Source organism: Azorhizobium oxalatiphilum (assembly GCF_014635325.1).
Classification (GTDB): Bacteria; Pseudomonadota; Alphaproteobacteria; order Rhizobiales; family Xanthobacteraceae; genus Azorhizobium; species Azorhizobium oxalatiphilum.
In genome coordinates this window covers 154,908-173,488 of the sequence record NZ_BMCT01000011.1, presented here as the reverse complement: position 1 = coordinate 173,488, position 18,581 = coordinate 154,908, and the positions used below count along the sequence as shown (strand labels likewise).

Genomic DNA, 18,581 nt, shown 5'->3' with positions numbered 1-18,581 from the left:
GAGTGGCTGATCCGCAAGGACGGCTGCATGCACTGTGAGGATCCGGGCTGCCTGAAGGCCTGCCCGGCCCCCGGCGCTATTGTCCAGTACACCAACGGCATCGTGGACTTCGTCCATGACCATTGCATCGGCTGCGGTTATTGCGTGAAGGGTTGTCCCTTCAACATTCCCCGCATCTCCAAGGTCGACAATAAGGCGTACAAGTGCACGCTCTGTTCCGATCGCGTGGCCCAGGGCCAGTGGCCTGCTTGCGCCAAGGCGTGCCCCACCCAGGCCATCGCCTTCGGTACCAAGGAGGAGATGAAGAAGCATGCCGCCGAGCGCGTCACGGATCTGAAGTCCCGCGGCTACAAGACCGCGGGCCTCTATGATCCGCCGGGCGTTTCCGGCACGCACGTCATGTACGTGCTCCAGCATGCGGACAAGCCGAGCATCTATGCCGGCCTTCCGGACAATCCGCGCATCTCGCCGATCGTGGAAGCCTGGAAGGGCGTCACCAAGTATGTGGGCATGGGCGTGATGGGCTTCGCAGCCATCGCCGGCGTCCTCCATTATCTCGTCGCAGGCGCCAACCGCGTTTCCGCCGAGGATGAGGAGCAGGCCGAGAAGCTGGCTGAGGGCGTCAAGGCAACGGAAGGGGAAAAGGCATGAGCGCCAAACCCCAATCTCCGAGCGACGTGATGCCCGGTGACAGCATCGATCTTGGCCATCCGGTGACGGTGAACCGATACACAGTCGGCGCACGCATCAATCACTGGATCACCGCCATCAGCCTCATTCTGCTGGCGCTTTCCGGCCTGTCGCTGTTCACGCCGAGCCTGTTCTTCCTGACCAATCTGTTCGGCGGCGGGCAGCTCACCCGGGCCATCCATCCGTGGATCGGCGTGGTGCTGTTCTTCTCCTTCTCGCTGTTGTTCATCCGCTTCTGGCGGCTGAACCTGCCGAGGCGGGAGGACGTGACCTGGGTCGCGCGCAGCGGTGATGTGCTGATGGGCCACGAGGAACGCCTTCCCGAACTCGGCAAGTACAATGCCGGGCAGAAGGTGGTGTTCTGGAGCATGTCCGGGCTGATCATCCTACTGATCGTCACCGGCGTGATGGTGTGGGAACAGTATTTCTTCACCTACACCAGCATTCCGACGCAGCGCGTCGCGCTCATCGTCCACTCGCTGGCGGCCGTCGCGATCATCTGCGTGTGGATCATCCACGTCTACGCCGCCATCTGGGTCAAGGGCACCATGAGCGCCATGACCAGCGGGCAGGTGACTGGCGGATGGGCCTGGCGTCACCACCGCAAGTGGCTGCGCGAACTGGTGGCCGGCAAGCGCGCCGGTACGCCGGCCGAGTGACACATGCTTTCCGCGCGGCGGCCCGTCCGCCGCGCGGCACCTCAAGCCATCCGGCCCGCATCTCAGTCGCTATGACACGCCCGGCCCGGCCCGCCCCCTCGCGATGGCGGCCATGATGGCTTATATGGTTAACAGGTTCAGTCGGGCTGCTGCGACAGCCCTGAGTTGAAACGACCATTTCAGGCGGCCGAGACCGCATGTCGTTTCCACCCATTCCGCAGGCTGAGATCAGCCTTGCGCCAACCCGTTTCGACGTGACCCGTGGGGTTCGTGAGGTTCCATGTCCAATTCTCCAGGCTCCCCTTCTTCCGGGGCCATCCAGCCCGATCCTTCCGTCATTGGCGGCATCGCCCAGCCCGCTTTGGCCTATCTGCCTGATCCGGAAACCCTGTTCGACAAGCGCGCGAAACGCTTCGCCGACATGGCCGAGCGCAGCGATCTAAAGCCCTATCTTCTCTTCCTCGGCTCCATTGCCGCGGCGCAGCGGGACATCCTGTCCGGCCTGCCGGCAGTGGAACCCGTGGATGCCGAGCGTCTCGCCCGTTCCCGCGAGCACGCCATGCCGCCGCTTGATCGGGGCAACTTCACATCCGACACGACCTTCGAGACCACCTTTGACCGCCTGCTGGCGCAGGCCAAGGCACTGGAGATGCCTGAGGCCGCCCGCACGGCCCTCGACAGCGTCATCGCTGCCGACTCCGTCAGCCGCGACCAGATGGTGCGCAACGTGCTGGCCGATGCCCTCCCCGTGGAAGCTCTGGCCGAGCATGTGTTCGTGGCCGCCGCCCTTCAGGTGCATTTCGCCCGCCGGGCCACCGGGCTTGACAGCAAGAAGCTCGTGCCCGTGGGTGATGGTGCCTGCCCGTGTTGCGGCGGACCGCCGGTCGCGAGCCTGATCGTGGACTGGCCGCAGGCGCCCGGCGCTCGCTATTGCGGCTGCGCGCTCTGCGGCACGCTGTGGAACTATGTGCGGGTGCGCTGCACCGCCTGCGGCTCCACCAAGGGCATCGGACTTGAGGAGGTGGAAGGCCTCGACGGCGGCTGCAAAGCCGAGACCTGTGAGGAATGCCATTCCTACGGCAAGCTCTTCTATCTCAACAAGGAACCCGGCGCCGAGCCGCTCGCGGACGATGTCGCCACCCTCGGCCTCGACCTGTTGATGAAGGACCGGCCTTATCGGCGGGCGGCCTTCAATCCCTTCCTGCTGGGCTACTGAGCCATGGACGGGACACCGAAAGCCGATCTGGCGGGACTGCGCCGTCTGCCTGCCGTGGATCAGGTGCTCAAGAGCCCTCTGGCTCTGGCTGCGGCCGAGCGTTTCGGCCGCGCTGAAACCACGACCGCCGTGCGTGCGGCGCTGGAAGAAGCCCGCGCCACGTTGAAGAGCGGCGCTGCCGAGCCGGAAGATGCGGACGGTCTTGCCTCCCGCGCGCTTGCCGCTCTGGAGGCGAAGGCCCGCCCCTCTCTCGCGCCGGTGTTCAACCTAACCGGCACGGTGCTGCATACCAATCTCGGCCGCGCCCTCCTCGCCGAGGAGGCGATCGCGGCGGCAACCGCCGCCATGCGGTCCGCCGTGGCGCTGGAATACGACCTCGACAGCGGCAAGCGCGGCGAGCGCGACGACCACGTGCGCGATCTCCTCTGCCGTCTCACCGGGGCGGAAGATGCCACCGTCGTCAACAACAATGCGGCTGCTGTTTTACTCGTGCTCAACAGCCTGGCTGCGGAGCGTGACAGCATCGTCTCGCGCGGTGAGTTGATCGAGATCGGCGGCGCCTTCCGCATGCCGGACATCATGGCGCGCGCGGGCACACGCCTCGTGGAAGTTGGCACCACCAACCGCACACACCCGAAGGATTATCGCAGCGCGCTCTCGCCGGAGACCGGGTTGCTGGTGAAGGTCCACACCTCCAATTACCGCATCGAGGGCTTCACCGCCGAGGTCGCGCCGAAGGATCTCGCGGCCATCGCCCGCGAGGCCGACGTGCCCCTGTTCAACGACCTGGGTTCGGGCACGCTGGCCGATCTCGCCGCCCACGGCCTCGTCCACGAGCCCACCGTGCGCGAGAGCGTGCTGGAAGGGGCCGACATCGTCACCTTCTCGGGCGACAAGCTGCTGGGCGGCCCGCAGGCGGGCTTCATCGTGGGGCGGCGCGACCTGATCGCAGCCATCAACAGGAACCCCATGAAGCGGGCGCTCCGGGTGGACAAGATCCGCCTCGCGGCGCTGGAAGCGACCCTGAAGCTCTATCTCGACCCCGACCGGCTGGCCCAGCGCCTGCCGACCCTGCGCCTGCTCACCCGCACCGCCGACGACATGGCCGCTCAGGCGGCGCGCATGGCGCCCATGGTGGCGGCTCGGCTCGGCGACACCTTCCGGGTGGAGACACGCGCCTGCAAGAGCCAGATCGGCTCCGGCGCGCTGCCTCTGGAGACTCTGCCCTCCACGGCGCTGGCGCTCATTCCCGCCGACGGTTCGGGCCGCAGGCTTTCCGCACTGGCCGATGCCTTGCGGCGCCTGCCCGTGCCGGTGATTGGCAGGGTCGAAGATCAGGCGCTCATCTTCGATCTGCGCTGCCTGGAAGACGAGGCGGGCCTTGCCGCCACCCTCGCGCATCTGGAGCTGTCCGATGGGACTGTTTGACCGCTTCCGCCGCTCCGGCCCCTGTGCCGCGCCGAGCGTGGAAGATCGCATGAACCGTGCCCTCGATGCCGCCCAGCAGGGCGACTATGAGGAAGCACTGCACCTCTGGGAGCCGCTGGCCCGCGAGGGCGTGGCGCGCGCACAGAACAATATCGGCGCCTGCTTCGCCGAAGGGCTCGGCGTGCGCCGCGAGCCCGAGATGGCGCAGAAATGGCTGAGCCTCGCCGCACAGGCCGGCGACATGGTGGGCCAGCGCAATCTGGCCGCCCTTTACTTCAAGGGCGAGGGCGTGCCTCAGGACTATGTGCACGCCGCCGAGCTTTACGGCGCAGCCGCCGCACAGGGCGATGGCCCGGCGCAGGACATGCTGAGCTGGATGCTACTGGAAGGCGAGGTGATCCCGATGGACCCGCTGGAGGCCCGCCGCTGGGCGGAAGCCGCCGCAGCGCAGGGCATCGCTTCCTCCATGACCCGCATGGGCATGCTCTACCACAATGCTGTGGGCGTGGAGCGCGATGCCACCGAAGCCGCCCGCTGGTGGAAGATGGCGGCGGAGGCCGGCGATGCCGACGGGCAAGCCATGCTGGGCGCAGCCTATCACCTCGGCTCTGGCGTACCGCGCGATGCGGCGGCCGCTTATCTGTGGCTGCTGCGCGCTGCGGACGGCGGCAGCGCGCTCGCCCCGCCCTTCCTGGCCACCGCCCGCGAAGCGCTCACGCCGGAGCGCGCCGCCGAAATCGAACACACCGCAGCCCAGCCGCTGCCCGCGCCCACCTCCACCACGCCGGACGCTGCCTGATGATCGTCGGAACAGCCGGACATATCGACCACGGCAAGACCTCGCTGGTGCGGGCGATCACCGGCGTCGATACTGACCGGCTGAAGGAGGAAAAGGCGCGCGGCATCTCCATCGACCTCGGCTTCGCCTATATGCCCGCGGGCGACGGCACGGTGATGGGCTTCATCGACGTGCCCGGCCACGAGAAGTTCGTGCACACCATGCTGGCGGGCGCGGGCGGCATCGACCTTGCGCTGCTGGTGGTGGCCGCCGACGACGGGGTGATGCCGCAGACCCGCGAGCATCTCGCCATCATTGACCTGCTCGGCGTACGCCACGGCCTCATCGCCCTTACCAAGACCGATCTGGTGGATGAGGAGCGCATCCTCGCCGTCACCGTCGAGATCGAGGCGCTGGTGGCAGGCACGGTGCTGGAGGGCGCCGCGATCCTGCCCGTTTCCACGCACACGGGCGCTGGCATCGCCGCCGTGCGCGCAGCGCTGGAAGAGGCCCGCGCCTCTATCGCGCAGCGCGCCTGCGAGGGCCGTTTCCGCCTTGCCGTGGACCGCTCCTTCACCTTGCAGGGCACCGGCACGGTCGTCACCGGCACGGTGCTGTCCGGCACGGTCGACGTGGGCGACCGCCTGATGCTGAGCCCCTCGGGCCGTAGCGTGCGCGTGCGCTCCATCCGCGCGCAGGACCGACCGGCCGAGCGCGGGCAGGCCGGCGATCGCTGCGGCATCAACCTTGCCGGCGAGGGCCTCGCCAAGGACGACATTTCGCGCGGCGACGTACTGCTGGATGAAAGCCTGCATGCGCCCGCTGACCATATCGATGCGCGGCTCAACGTGCTGTCGGGTGAACCCAAGCCCATCGGGCAGTGGTTTCCCGTACGCCTGCATCATGCGGCGCGGGAGGTGGGCGCGCGCATCGTGCTGCTGGGCGACCCCATTGCCCCCGGTGGCAGCGCACTGGTGCAACTCGTGCTGGACGCCCCCATCTCGGCAGCCGTGGGCGACCGCTATGTGATCCGCGACACCTCGGCCCAGCGCACCATTGGCGGCGGCGTCTTCCTGGATTTGCGTGGGCCCGCCCGCAAGCGCCGCACGCCTGAACGCCTCGCCCAGCTCACCGCCATGGCCGAAACGGACCCGGCGGAGGCCGTTAAGCGTCTGCTCGATATCCCTCCGTTCTTCCTCGATCTCTCAACTTTCGCCCGCGACCGGGCGCTGGGCGAGCAGGCCGTGCCGATGCTGGTGACGGCGCTCAACCTCAAGACCTTTGCCGTCGGGCCCGGAAACGCGCTCCTCGCGCTGTCCGGCGCACGGTGGGCCGCTTTCTCATCCGGCCTGTTGGCCACGCTGGACACCTTCCATACCGAGAATCCGGATCTGCCCGGCCTCGGCATCGAGAAGCTGCGTCTGCAATCCGAGCCCCGCTTGCCCGCCCCTGCCTTCAAGGCCGCGCTACAGGCGCTCGCGCAGACGCGCGAGATCGCCCTCGACGGTGCCTGGGTTCGCAGATCGGGTTTCTCCGTTCGTCTCACCTCACAGGACGAAGGCGCCTGGAGCCGGATCGCCCCCATGCTCGGTGACACCGAGCGCTTCCGCCCGCCACGCACGCGCGACATCGCCAATGCCATCGGCATGTCCGAGGCGGATGTCCGCCGGCTGTTGAAGCTGCTCGGCCGCCTCGCGCGGGTGGATGAGGTGGCGCACGATCATTTCTTCCTGCGCGGCACCGTGGGCGAGATGGTGGTCATTCTCGAACGGCTCTCTGCCGAGCATGGCGAGTTCACCGCCGCGCAGTTCCGCGATCAGGTGGACAACGGCCGCAAGGTGGCCATCCAGATCCTCGAATTCTTCGACCGGCATGGCGTGACCCTGCGCCGGGGCGACATGCGCCGCCTCAACCCGCATCGTCTCGACCTGTTCCGCTCCACGGCGGATGATGTGCCGGCTGACAAGCGCCCCGCAGATGCGCTAGACCCTGCGGAGATTACCGTGCCCGAAGCCTCCATGGCTTCGGCGCAGGATGGAGGAGAAGCGTCCCTGGTGGGGCGTCCGGACTTCAAATCCGGGAGGGGCCGCGAGCCGGTCCTTGGTGGGTTCGACTCCCACTCTCTTCCGCCATCTTCCCCCAAAGCCCCCAAGGACGAGCGGCAATGACCGATGCCGATGCTTTCCTCGCATCCCTCGGCGAGGCCGCGCGCGCGGCAGGCAGCCGCGAGGAAGCGTTCAAGGCCGAGGCCGCCGCGAGCCTGAAGCAGCTTGAGGCCGAGCGCACCACGGCTTATCGGCGCCTCTCCTTCCTGCAAGCTCTCACCGCTCGTGCCGCTGCGGCGGAAACGCCCGAGGCTGGGCGGGCCGCCGTCGAGGCCCATGTGCGCGCGACCTTCGGCTGGGACGGCGACAGCGAGGCCCGCACGCAGGTATTCGAGCGCCTCGCTCCATTATCGGCGGCGCTGTTCACCGCCACCCATCCGGCAACCGAGGGCGAGGAGAAGCCTGCTGCCCCGCCCGAGGAGCCCGCCGCCGCGCTGGCCGCCTTCGAAGACTGGTACGAACAGACCCGCACAAGCTCCTTCTGGTATCTGTTCGAGCATTACATGCCGGAGACGCCCCGTGTCGATTTCTAGAAAGCCCGCACGGGCGGCGAAGTCCAGGAAGACCCGGGAAGACGCGAAAGCCGGACGCACGGATAGACCTGCCCCCGCCAACGATTTCGAACCCTGGCTGAGGGAGACCTTCGCGGACGAAGGCTCTTTTACGTCGCTGGTGATCCTGGTGGAGATCGGCGAGACCCATGTGGCGCCACTCGCATCCACTTTTCTCAACTTCATCGGCGATGAGATCACCTGGCCGCAGGTGGTGTCGCTGTTCGCCGGCTCTGGTCGCAAATGGGATGGCGTCGCCTTCTTTCCTCAGCTCGACGGGGAAGGCCCGCTGGAGAATGACGACGCGCGCACCCGCCTTCGCTCCATCGAGCAGCGCGTGCGCGAAGATCGGCTGGTGCTGAACGAAGGCCAGTTCTTCGATGGCTGGGGCCGCCGGCTGCAGATCGAGGAAATCTCCCTCTCCTGAGCCGTATGCCATCGCATGCCTGCCGGCTCCTGAAGCAAGATTTACCGCAGGACAGGCAAGTGCAGAGTCACCCTACCCGATGCGCCTGCCCTTCCGAAAATGCATTGCAGCATCGCAAAATGGCGTTTCGACCGGTCCCGGGGCCGAAAACGTAAGATTCTTGCCGCACTGCACTAGCGTTGGAACATAAAATTCTGCTATCGGCCTTCGCGCGTGCAGCGATCAGCGAGGTCCTGCGATCGCCCTTCGGCCCCGGACCTGATCGTTCGATGCGGCCAGGTGTTTTCCGCCCGGATGTGATTTCCCTTCACACGCCGTGTCTGCTTAACCATTGTGCCTGCGCGCATCCTTGATCCGTGCCGGCGCCTTAAGAGCCTTTCGTCGCCTCAGGACGGCGTTGACCATGACAGCCATCACCAGCACCAGCACTCGACGCAAGAACACTCCGGCGCAGGTCCTGACGGCCAGCCTGATCGGTACGACGATCGAGTTCTACGACTTCTACATCTACGCCACGGCCGCCGTTCTGGTGTTCCCCGCGCTGTTCTTCCCCGGTTCGGACCCCATGTCCGCGCTGCTGGCCTCCTTCGCGACCTTCTCCATCGCCTTCTTTGCGCGCCCGCTGGGCGCCATCGTCTTCGGCCATTTCGGTGATCGCATCGGCCGCAAGGTCACGCTCGTGACGGCGCTGCTCACCATGGGCATCTCCACCGTCACCATCGGTTTCCTGCCCGGCTATCATCAGATCGGCGTAATGGCCCCGCTGCTGCTGGCCCTCTGTCGCTTCGGCCAGGGCTTCGGCCTCGGCGGTGAATGGGGCGGCGCCGTCCTGCTCGCCACTGAGAACGCCCCCGAGGGCAAGCGCAACTGGTACGGCATGTTCCCCCAGTTCGGCGCGCCGCTCGGCCTGTTCCTTGCCTCCGGCTCGTTCTGGGTGCTGCTGCACTACATCTCGCCTGAAGCGTTCCGTAGCTGGGGCTGGCGCATTCCCTTCATCGCCTCGATCCTGCTGATCGCCATCGGCATGTGGGTGCGGCTGTCGATCACCGAGACGCCCGAGTTCAAGAAGGCGCTGGAGAAGAAGCAGCGCGCCGACGTCCCGCTGGTGGAGCTGTTCCGCAACCATAAGCGCGGCCTGTTCCTCGGCACCTTCATGGCGCTCGCCACCTTCGTGGTGTTCTACCTCTGCACGGCCTACCTGCTGTCGTACAACGTCAGCGTGCTCAAGATCAGCTTCCTCGAAGCCCTGAAGGTGCAGATCTACGGCTCGGCCCTGTTCGGCCTCACCGTGGTGATCTCCGGCAAGCTGGGCGACCGCTTCGGCCGCAACCAGATGCTGGCGATGAGCATCGCGCTGACCGCGCTGTTCTCCTTCAGCTTCCCCTTCCTGCTGTCGGGCAGCATCGAGAAGATCTACATCTTCTGCACCATCGGCATGCTGATCTTCGGCATCAACTACGGCCTGATCGGCACCGCGCTGGCGGCGCCCTTCCCGACCCACGTGCGCTATACCGGCTCCTCGATGACCTTCAATCTGGCGGGCATCGTGGGCGCCTCGCTGGCTCCGTATATCGCCACTTGGCTGAACACCAACTACGGCCTGCCCTTCGTTGGCTACTACCTGCTCGTGGCCTCGCTGATCTCGCTCGCCTGCGTGTTCGCGCTGGGCATGAACAACAAGCAGGCCAACTGAGCAGAGCTCATACGCATCGGCGCGAGGAGGTTTCTCCCCGCGTCTCAATTCAGCTGCCGGGATCTCCTCCCGGCAGCTTTTTTATGCCTACGCCCCTTGCCCGTTCAGCGGATGGGCACGTCGAAATAGCTGTCGGGAAATGGCTCGCCCTTCAGGGTGAAGTGCCACCACTCCATGAAGAAGGGATCGAAGCCCGCCGCCTCCATGGCCGCCGCGAGCCGGCGGCGGTTGGCCTGCTGCGCCTCGCTCACTTCAACGGATGCCGGCCATGACAGCGTGCTGAACAGATCAAAGGGCGTCCCCATGTCCAGATCCGTACCGTCGGAGCGATGCACGAGGGTGAGATCAAGAGTCGAGCCGCGCGAATGGCTGGAGCGGCCAGCAATGTAGCCCAGCTCGAACAGTTCGGGCTTGTGGTAGTCGGGATAGTAGGCCGCCTTGGTGGCCACATCCGCGCCATCCGCCGCCCAGCGCCCGAAATGGGCCACTGCGCGGGCGGGGCGGTAGCAATCCAGCAGCTTCAGGATCAGCCCATCACGCTTCACGTCGGCGGCGACGCGGGCCACGGCCTCAACGGCAGGCCGCGTCAACAGGGCACGGTTGGCTTCATAACCATCCACGCGCGTGCCAACGAAATTGTTCGAACCCGCGTAGCGCAGATCCACGATGGCATCCGGCACCAATTCCGGAACATCCAGAAACAGCGGCGGCAACGTCTCAACTGGCCCCCGCTGCGACGGTGCTCCAGCATTGCTTGAAAAAGGGGCCATGACACTCCTTGCGTGCCTCGGCCGCTGGCGGGATGCGCGTTCTCAGTTCAGCGGCACATCGCCCACCCTATCAGGATCATCCAGAGGAGGGGGAGTGGGATAAGGCTCGCGGCGGGGCTCTCGCGAAGGGTCATCGTCCGGGAGTGGCGGCAGATCGGGCCCCGGCACGGGCACGTCGTCAGGATCCTCAGCCGGCGCTGGCGGGGGAATGGGAGGCTCCGGCGAGCGGCCGGGATCAGGCTGGCCCGGAATGGGGAAAGGCCCGAAATGCATGGACGCCCGATGGATGGCCACCAGATGGACCGCTACGGGGCGGACAGCCCGAGTGCGAATGCCGGCACCCCAGACAAGGGCCTGATCCGTGCGACAAGGGCGCGGAACCGGGCTGAAAAGCTGCACCATGAGGCCCTCCTGTGATGAAGCACAGGAACGCGAGGGAAGCAGCGACCGTTCCCTGCCCGGCCAGCGCCTTTCGTCGCTCCGAAGCATGCTGCGTCGCAGCAAAAACAGGAGATGAAAGATGTCGGGCCCGTAAAAGAAAAATGCCCGACCTCAATGAAGAGGCCGGGCAAGTATCGCCGCAGAGCGGCGAACCTTCCAGAGGGGAACACCTGACTGCGCCTAGCGCGATCAGGGCAAGAGCAAAGTGCACTCCCCTTAGGCATAAGGCAATGCAAAATGACCGCATGTCAGGCATGTGCCTAACGCTTGGCTTTTCGGCAGGGTTGTCCTCACACCTTTCCGTCAACCAGAAAGCGCCGTCACCCTTCCGTCATGATCAGTAGTTCCAGCGCTGCGCCTTGGAGATGAGGAAGTCACGGAACACCTGAATACGCGCCACCGAGCGCATTTCCTGAGCGTAAGTGAAGTATGCCTCCAGAGTAGGCGTCTCGCGGTCCGTGAACAGCTGCACGAGGGAGGTCGAGTCGTCGGACAGATAGTCCGGCAGCGTGCCGATGCCGACACCCCGTTCCACTGCCCGCTTGAGACCCAGCACACTGTTGACCTCGAACGCCGGCACACGCGGCGTGGAGCCGTCCCGCCCCGCATGTTCCAGCCAGTTCAAGCCCTGGAAATAGCTCGGGATCGGCCCGCCCAGCAGCAGGATGCGGTGCTTGTCCAGCTCGTCCAGCGTGCGCGGCTGGCCGTGACGCTTGAGATAGTCCGCCGACGCATAAGCATGGAAATGCACGGTGAACAGTTTGCGCTGCACAAGATCCGGCTGCACCGGCTGGCGCATGCGGATGGCCACGTCCGCCTCACGCATGGCGAGGTCGAGTTCCTCGTCGGTCAGGATCAGCTGGATACGGATATCGGGATAGAGGTCCACGAACTCTCCGACCCGCGCCGTGAGCCAATGGGTACCGAGGCCGACGGTAGTGGTGACGCGCAGTTCGCCGTTGGGCTTCTCGCGACTGTCGGTGAGCTGAGCCCGCGCCGATTCCAGCTTGAGGAAGACCTCGTGAGCGGTGCGATAGAGCAGCTCGCCCTGCTCGGTCAGGATGAGGCCACGCGCATGGCGATGGAACAGCGGAACCTTGAGCTCCTGCTCCAGCGCCGAGACCTGACGGCTCACCGCGGACTGGGAAAGGCCGAGCGTCTCGCCAGCATGGGTGAAGGAGCCCGCCTCGGCGGCCACGTGGAAAACCTTAAGCTTGTCCCAATCCATAACACCACGCCCCGGGACACGCGGCGCCCTGGCGACGGCGCGGGTCCCATTCGAGTTTCGGTGCCGGGTTCACCACCGCGGCCCACCGGCCGCGACGCACCCGGCGCCGCCGGCCTATTCGGCCGCTTCTGCCATCTCGTGCTGCGCCAGGAAGCGTTCCGCCTCCAGCGCCGCCATACAGCCCCGGCCTGCAGCCGTGACGGCCTGCCGAAACACATCATCCGCCACATCGCCCGCAGCGAACACGCCGGGTACCGAGGTGGCAGTGGAGTCCGGCGCCGTCCAAACATAGCCGCCGGACTTGAGCCGAAGCTGACCTTCCACCAGCGCCGTGGACGGCGCATGGCCAATGGCGATGAACACGCCATCGGTGGCCAGTTCCGCATGCGCGCCGGTGACGGTGTCCTGAAGGCGAACGCCCGTGACCTTTGATACGGGTTCACTCACCCCGAGGATTTCATCGATGGCCGCATTCCACACCACCGACACCTTGGGGTGGGCGAACAGCCGCTCCTGAAGGATGCGCTCGGCACGCAGCTTGTCGCGCCGATGCACCAGCGTGACCTTGGCGGCGAAATTGGTGAGGAAGAGCGCCTCCTCGACGGCGGTGTTGCCGCCGCCCACCACCACCACGTCCTTGCCGCGATAGAAGAAACCGTCGCAGGTGGCGCAGGCCGAGACGCCGAAGCCGCGATAATCCTCTTCCGAATTCAGGCCGAGCCAGCGCGCCTGCGCGCCGGTGGCCAGAATCACCGTATCGGCGGTGAGGGTCTCGCCGCCCTCGGTGACGAGGCGGAACGGACGGTGCGTCGTATCGAGGCTCGCCACATGCTCGGACAGGATGCGCGTGCCCACATGTTCGGCCTGCGCCCGCATCTGCTCCATGAGCCACGGCCCCTGGATGACGTCGGCGAAGCCGGGATAATTCTCCACATCGGTGGTGATGGTCAGCTGGCCACCGGGCTGGATGCCCTCGAACAGAACCGGCTCCAGCATGGCGCGGGCGGCATAGATGGCGGCCGTGTAGCCGGCGGGGCCGGAACCGATGATGATGACCTTGCTGTGGGAAGATGACACGCTCTGAGAAACCATGAATGCCTCGAACCGATGAACGGCCGCCGAGATGCAGGTCAGGCAAATCTCTTGGGCCGGAGCGACTGCAACCGGCGCGGATCGCGTCCTAGGGCTGCATCGCGGAATGATGACGTAGCTATGCGAGAATGTAGGGACGGGTTGCGCCAGTCGCAAGGCTCAACAGCTGCTGCGCTTCACTGCCGCGAGGATGTCCCCATGATACGCCGCCATTTCGGAGAGGGTCACTGCAAAGGCGATCCTTCGAACCGGAAAAGCGGGCCGCGACCGGATGCCGCTTTCACACCGTGCCACATGTAAGCACTGCGGACAGCGCCGCTTGCGCAATATTATTTCGTTGCGCAGCGGGGCGGCTTCACTAAGGTGCCATGCGCACCGACCTTTCTGCTTCGGTGCCCCCACCCTGCTCGGTCTTCCTGACCGCTTGGCCCGCCTCCCGGAGGATGCCCCTTTGACCGATCGTCTCGACGCCGTGGACTGGAAGATCCTGGCGGAACTGCAGCGGGACGGCCGCATGACCAATGTTGAGCTGTCGCGCCGCGTGGGCATCTCCGCCCCGCCCTGTCTGCGCCGGGTGCGTGCCCTCGAAGAAGATGGAATCATCCGCGGCTACCGGGCGCTGCTCGATGAGAAGCAGCTCGGCTACCACCTCATGGCCTTCGCCATGGTGCATCTGGTCAGCCAGGCAGGCACGGACCTTGCCGCCTTCGAGGAACGCATCGCCAACTGGCCGCTGGTTCGCGGCGCCTGGATGCTGTCCGGTGAGGTGGACTATCTGATGCTGTGCGTGGCGCCCGACCTGCCCACCTTCCAGAACTTCGTGCTGGAGATGACCTCCGCCCCCAACGTCCGCAACGTGAAGACCGCGCTGACGCTCAAGCAGGCCAAGAACGCCCCCATCGTGCCGCTTGAGGAAGGCTCGCCGCCACCGGAGTGAGCGGGCGGGAGAGCTGCCCAAACGAAAAACGGGGGCCACTGGCCCCCGTTTTCATAAGACAGATGTGATTCGCTCAGGGCTCAGGGCTCAGGCCCAGCGCACCGCCACGATCTCGAACGAGCGGGCGCCCTTGGGCGTCACGACCTCGACCGAGGAGCCCTGCTTCTTGCCGATCAGCGCGCGCGCCACCGGCGAGGAAATGGAGATCCGGCCAGCCTTGGCATCGGCCTCGCTGTCGCCGACGATCTGCCAGACCTTCTCTTCCTCGGTGTCCTCGTCCACCAGAGTGACCGTGGCGCCGAACTTCACGATATCGCCGGACAGTTTCGACACGTCGATCACGTCGGCGCGGGAGATCTTGTCTTCCAGTTCCGCAATGCGGCCCTCGTTCAGCGACTGCAGTTCCTTGGCGGCGTGATACTCCGCATTCTCGGACAGGTCGCCATGGGCACGGGCTTCTGCAATGGCAGCAATGATCCGGGGGCGTTCCACCTGCTGACGGAAACGCAACTCTTCCTCAAGGGCGACGAAACCCGCCCCCGTCATGGGAATCTTTTCCATGGGTCCTACTTGGAACCTCCTGATGCCGCGATGCGCGGGACTGGCTTTTCGGCCCTCGTCCCGACGCTCACACGTCGATCTACAGAGCACGTTCCAATCGGACTGCGTCGCAGTTCGATTGGAAGAACGTTCTCTATCAATGGATTAGAGGCTGACTCACCGATCAGGTCTGATCGGATCAGGCTCTAAGAAGCAGTGTCCGCACCGAACGCCGATTGTCCCGCGAGGGTGGCGACGGACGGGCGCCCTGGGCGCACCGGAATGACCGCACTCCTCACAAAGCCGGCCGTCTCGCCCGGCTCAGGCCGGAACAGAACGATTGCCGGGGACAATAGCCGAACGGCCCGCACGGGCCTGAAGCCCATGCAGGTCTCACGGATGCCACCACACCCGGCGTTGCCCCGCTGGCGCGCCTGTCGGCTCCGCCCCGCGGACGTCCCGCCGCTCCCTGCCGGTCAGGCGACGTGGGTTGCCCCCGTCGTCCCCGGCGCGCCATCGAAATAGCTCTGCAGCGCGCGGACCTGGAGATCGCCGCCCACATAGGCCTTGACCCCCTGCGCCGCAGCAATGGCTCCGGACAGCGTGGTGTAATATGGCACTTTGTGCAAGAGGGCCGCCCGGCGCAGCGAACGGCTGTCCGAGAGCGCCTGCGAGCCCTCGGTGGTGTTGAACACCAGTTGCACGTCGCCATTCTTAATGGCGTCCACGATATGTGGTCGGCCTTCCAGCACCTTGTTGATCTTGCCCGCTTCCACGCCATTCTCGGCGAGGTAGCGCTGGGTGCCCGAGGTGGCGATCACCTTGAAGCCCAGCCCGGCCAGCATCTGGATGGTGGGCAGGATGCGCGGCTTGTCGCTGTCCTTCACGGAAACGAACACCGTGCCGGACTTCGGAACCTTCGTTCCACCACCGAGCTGGCTCTTGGCGAAAGCCACGCCATAGTCGGTGTCGAGGCCCATGACCTCGCCGGTGGAGCGCATCTCCGGGCCAAGCACCGTGTCCACGCCCGGGAAGCGGGCGAAGGGGAAGACGGCTTCCTTCACGGCGATGTGCTTCAGCGGCTCCTTTTTGAGCCCGAAGCTGGCGAGCTTCTCGCCCGCCATCACCCGCACCGCGATCTTGGCGATGGGCGACCCCACCACCTTGGCCACGAAGGGCACCGTGCGCGAGGCGCGCGGGTTCACTTCCAGCACGTAGATGGTGCCGTCCTTGATGGCGTACTGCACGTTCATCAGGCCGCCGACGCCGAGCGCCATGGCCATGGCCGCCGTCTGCTTCTCCAGCGCGGCGATGGTGGCCTCGTCCAGCGAATGGGGCGGCAGCGAGCAGGCGCTGTCACCCGAATGGATGCCCGCCTCCTCGATATGCTCCATGATGCCGGCGACGAACACTTCCGTGCCGTCGCACAAAGCGTCCACGTCCACCTCGATGGCATCAGACAGGTAACGGTCGAACAGCAGCGGGTTCTTGCCCAGAACCGTGTTGATCTGGCCGGTCTTGTCGTTGGGATAGCGCGCCTTCACATCCTGCGGCACGAGGCCCGGCAGGGTGTCGAGCAGATAGTCGCCCAGCTGCGCGTCATCGCGGATGATCTGCATGGCCCGGCCGCCCAGCACGTAGGACGGGCGCACCACCAGCGGATAGCCAAGCTCCGACGCGATCGTCCGGCCCTGCTCCACCGAATAGGCGATGCCGTTGGCCGGCTGGCGCAGCTTAAGCTTGTCCAGCAGATGCTTGAAGCGGTCGCGATCCTCGGCGAGGTCGATGGCGTCCGGCGAGGTGCCGAGAATCGGCACATCCGCCTCTTCCAGAGCACGGGCGAGCTTCAGCGGGGTCTGGCCGCCGAGCTGCACGATAACGCCCTTCAGCGTGCCGTTGGTCCGCTCGCGGTCGATCAGCTCCAGCACGTCCTCGGCAGTCAGCGGCTCGAAATAGAGCCGGTCCGACGTGTCGTAATCGGTGGAGACCGTCTCCGGGTTGCAGTTGACCATGATGGCTTCATAGCCCGCGTCCTTCAAAGCGAAGGCCGCATGGCAGCAGCAATAGTCGAACTCGATGCCCTGGCCGATACGGTTCGGCCCGCCGCCGAGGATGACCACCTTCTGGCGGTCGGACGGCTGCGATTCGTCCGCCACGGCGCCCGCGAACGGGGCTTCGTAGCTCGAATACATATAGGCGGTGGGCGAAGCGAACTCGGCCGCGCAGGTGTCGATACGCTTGTAGGCCGGGCGCACGTTCAGCGCATGGCGGCGCTCCCGCACCTCTGCCTCGCTGAGACCGGCGAGCGCGGCAAGACGGGCATCCGAGAAGCCCTGGGCCTTCAGGCCGCGCAGCGCATTCGGCGTGGTGGGCAGGCCGAACTGGGCCACCTTGGTCTCGGTGTCCACGATGGCGCGGATCTGCTCGAGGAACCACGGGTCGATCTTGCACGAGGCGTGGATCTGCTCGTCGGTCAGACCGAAGCGCATGGCCTGGGCCACCTTCAGCAGGCGGTCCGGCGTCGGGATGCCGATGGCGGCGCGGATGGCGCTCTTGTCGTCGCCCAGCCCGAGGCCCTCGATCTCGATCTCGTCGAGGCCGGTCAGGCCCGTCTCCAGCGAGCGCAGGGCCTTCTGGAGGCTCTCCTGGAAGGTGCGGCCGATGGCCATCGCCTCGCCCACCGACTTCATGGAGGTGGTGAGCGTGTTGTCGGCGCCGGGGAACTTCTCGAAGGCGAAGCGCGGGATCTTCGTGACAACGTAGTCGATGGTCGGCTCGAAGGCCGCAGGGGTCGCGCCGCCGGTGATGTCGTTGGCGATCTCGTCCATGGTGTAGCCGACCGCGAGACGGGCAGCGACCTTGGCGATGGGGAAGCCGGTGGCCTTGGACGCCAGCGCCGACGACCGCGACACGCGCGGGTTCATCTCGATGACGATCATCCGGCCCGTTTCCGGGTCGATGGCGAACTGGACGTTGGAGCCGCCGGTCTCCACACCGATCTCGCGCAGCACCGCCAGCGAGGCGTCGCGCATGATCTGGTATTCCTTGTCCGTCAGCGTCAGCGCCGGTGCCACCGTGATCGAATCGCCGGTGTGGACGCCCATCGGATCCAGATTCTCGATGGAGCAGACGATGATGCAGTTGTCCGCCTTGTCGCGGACGACCTCCATCTCATACTCCTTCCAGCCCAGCACGCTCTCTTCCACCAGCACTTCGTTGGTGGGGGAGGCGTCGATGCCGCGCTCGATGATTTCGATGAACTCGGCCTTGTTGTAGGCGATGCCGCCGCCGGTGCCGCCCATGGTGAAGGACGGACGGATGATGGCGGGCAGGCCCACCTCGTCCAGCGCGTCCAGCGCCTCGCCCAGGGTCTTGATCTGGCGGGACTTGGGCGTGTCGAGGCCGATCTTGGTCATGGCGTCGCGGAACAGCTCGCGGTCCTCGGCCTTGTCGATGGCCTCCGCGGTCGCGCCGATCATTTCCACGTCGAATTCTTCGAGCGTGCCCATCTTCTTGAGCGACAGGGCGCAGTTCAGCGCCGTCTGGCCGCCCATGGTGGGCAGAAGGGCGAAGCCCTTGGAGCGATCACCGCGCTCCTTCTCGATGATCCTGGCGACGATCTCCGGCGTGATCGGCTCGATGTAGGTGGCGTCCGCCATGTCCGGATCGGTCATGATGGTCGCAGGATTGGAGTTCACCAGGACGACCCGGTATCCCTCCTCCTTCAAGGCCTTGCAGGCCTGCGTGCCGGAATAGTCGAATTCGCAGGCCTGTCCGATAACGATCGGGCCCGCGCCGACGATGAGGATGGTTTCGAGGTCGGTGCGTTTCGGCATCTATCTCTGGCGCTCGACGGGCGCAAAAAAAGGGCCGCGGGTCACGCGCCCCTGAATGAGTGGGTCCGTCTCGCGGACGGCGGCTGCGCGCCAGGCAGCGAAAAAATCTTCCACCCCTGCACGCGGATTGGGCTTCCTTAGACCATAATTCACCGCGACGGAAGACACGTTGCCGACAGCCCCGTCATGC

The 18,581-nt window shown here is 65.9% G+C and carries 14 protein-coding genes, 1 tRNA gene and 1 pseudogene; 11 read left to right on the top strand and 5 right to left on the bottom strand.

Annotation, left to right across the window (positions count from 1 at the left end; genetic code table 11):
• The 10 genes and pseudogenes from fdxH to IEW24_RS26505 form a co-directional block, all read left to right on the top strand.
• Nucleotides 1–651 (top strand): formate dehydrogenase subunit beta (gene fdxH / locus IEW24_RS26550; protein ID WP_188583926.1); only part of this gene is annotated, 651 nt, incomplete at its 5' end.
• Nucleotides 648–1,349 (top strand): formate dehydrogenase subunit gamma, encoded by a 702-nt coding sequence (locus tag IEW24_RS26545; RefSeq protein ID WP_188583925.1) that lies wholly within the window; start codon nt 648–650, stop codon nt 1,347–1,349. The genes fdxH and IEW24_RS26545, both read left to right, overlap by 4 nt.
• A 280-nt stretch (nt 1,350–1,629) precedes the next feature.
• Entirely contained in the window at nt 1,630–2,565 is a 936-nt protein-coding gene (gene fdhE / locus IEW24_RS26540; RefSeq protein ID WP_188583924.1) for a formate dehydrogenase accessory protein FdhE, read from the top strand.
• 3 nt (nt 2,566–2,568) lie between these two features.
• Nucleotides 2,569–3,993 carry an L-seryl-tRNA(Sec) selenium transferase gene (gene selA / locus IEW24_RS26535; protein ID WP_188583923.1) on the top strand — a complete coding sequence of 475 codons (1,425 nt, stop codon included), beginning with the start codon at nt 2,569–2,571 and terminating at the stop codon, nt 3,991–3,993.
• On the top strand, nt 3,980–4,792 hold the full coding sequence (locus IEW24_RS26530) for a tetratricopeptide repeat protein (RefSeq protein WP_188583922.1): 813 nt from the start codon (nt 3,980–3,982) through the stop codon (nt 4,790–4,792). Before selA ends, IEW24_RS26530 begins: the two co-directional genes overlap by 14 nt.
• Nucleotides 4,792–6,621: pseudogene (selB, locus tag IEW24_RS26525) on the top strand (selenocysteine-specific translation elongation factor); the annotation flags it as partial. The gene IEW24_RS26530 and the pseudogene selB, both read left to right, overlap by 1 nt.
• 186 nt (nt 6,622–6,807) lie before the next feature.
• Nucleotides 6,808–6,903, top strand: a tRNA-Sec gene (locus IEW24_RS26520).
• A gap of 32 nt (nt 6,904–6,935) precedes the next feature.
• Nucleotides 6,936–7,409 (top strand): hypothetical protein, encoded by a 474-nt coding sequence (locus IEW24_RS26515; protein WP_188583921.1) that lies wholly within the window; start codon nt 6,936–6,938, stop codon nt 7,407–7,409.
• Nucleotides 7,396–7,854 carry a hypothetical protein gene (locus IEW24_RS26510; RefSeq protein WP_244644690.1) on the top strand — a complete coding sequence of 153 codons (459 nt, stop codon included), beginning with the start codon at nt 7,396–7,398 and terminating at the stop codon, nt 7,852–7,854. Before IEW24_RS26515 ends, IEW24_RS26510 begins: the two co-directional genes overlap by 14 nt.
• 403 nt (nt 7,855–8,257) lie before the next feature.
• Nucleotides 8,258–9,547, top strand: coding sequence for an MFS transporter (locus tag IEW24_RS26505; protein WP_188583920.1), 1,290 nt, complete (start codon nt 8,258–8,260; stop codon nt 9,545–9,547).
• 104 nt (nt 9,548–9,651) lie between these two features.
• On the opposite strand, the gene IEW24_RS26500 is transcribed toward IEW24_RS26505, so the two are convergent.
• From IEW24_RS26500 to trxB, 3 genes are all read right to left on the bottom strand, one after another.
• Nucleotides 9,652–10,317, bottom strand: a complete 666-nt coding sequence (locus tag IEW24_RS26500; protein ID WP_188583919.1) for a M15 family metallopeptidase — start codon at nt 10,315–10,317, stop codon at nt 9,652–9,654.
• A gap of 778 nt (nt 10,318–11,095) precedes the next feature.
• Complete coding sequence (locus tag IEW24_RS26495) at nt 11,096–11,986, bottom strand: LysR family transcriptional regulator (protein ID WP_188583918.1); 891 nt, start codon at nt 11,984–11,986, stop codon at nt 11,096–11,098.
• A 114-nt stretch (nt 11,987–12,100) separates the two neighbouring features.
• Nucleotides 12,101–13,078, bottom strand: coding sequence for a thioredoxin-disulfide reductase (gene trxB, locus IEW24_RS26490; RefSeq protein ID WP_188583917.1), 978 nt, complete (start codon nt 13,076–13,078; stop codon nt 12,101–12,103).
• A gap of 451 nt (nt 13,079–13,529) precedes the next feature.
• On the opposite strand from trxB, the gene IEW24_RS26485 reads away from it, so the two are divergent.
• Nucleotides 13,530–14,015, top strand: a complete 486-nt coding sequence (locus tag IEW24_RS26485) for an Lrp/AsnC family transcriptional regulator (RefSeq protein WP_188583916.1) — start codon at nt 13,530–13,532, stop codon at nt 14,013–14,015.
• A gap of 87 nt (nt 14,016–14,102) precedes the next feature.
• On the opposite strand, the gene greA is transcribed toward IEW24_RS26485, so the two are convergent.
• Both greA and carB read right to left on the bottom strand, forming a co-directional pair.
• The gene (greA, locus tag IEW24_RS26480) at nt 14,103–14,576 is read right to left on the bottom strand and encodes a transcription elongation factor GreA (RefSeq protein ID WP_188583915.1); all 474 of its coding nucleotides are present in this window, start codon (nt 14,574–14,576) and stop codon (nt 14,103–14,105) included.
• Between the two features lie 455 nt (nt 14,577–15,031).
• Nucleotides 15,032–18,391, bottom strand: a complete 3,360-nt coding sequence (gene carB, locus IEW24_RS26475; protein WP_188583914.1) for a carbamoyl-phosphate synthase large subunit — start codon at nt 18,389–18,391, stop codon at nt 15,032–15,034.
• Nucleotides 18,392–18,581 lie beyond the last annotated feature (190 nt).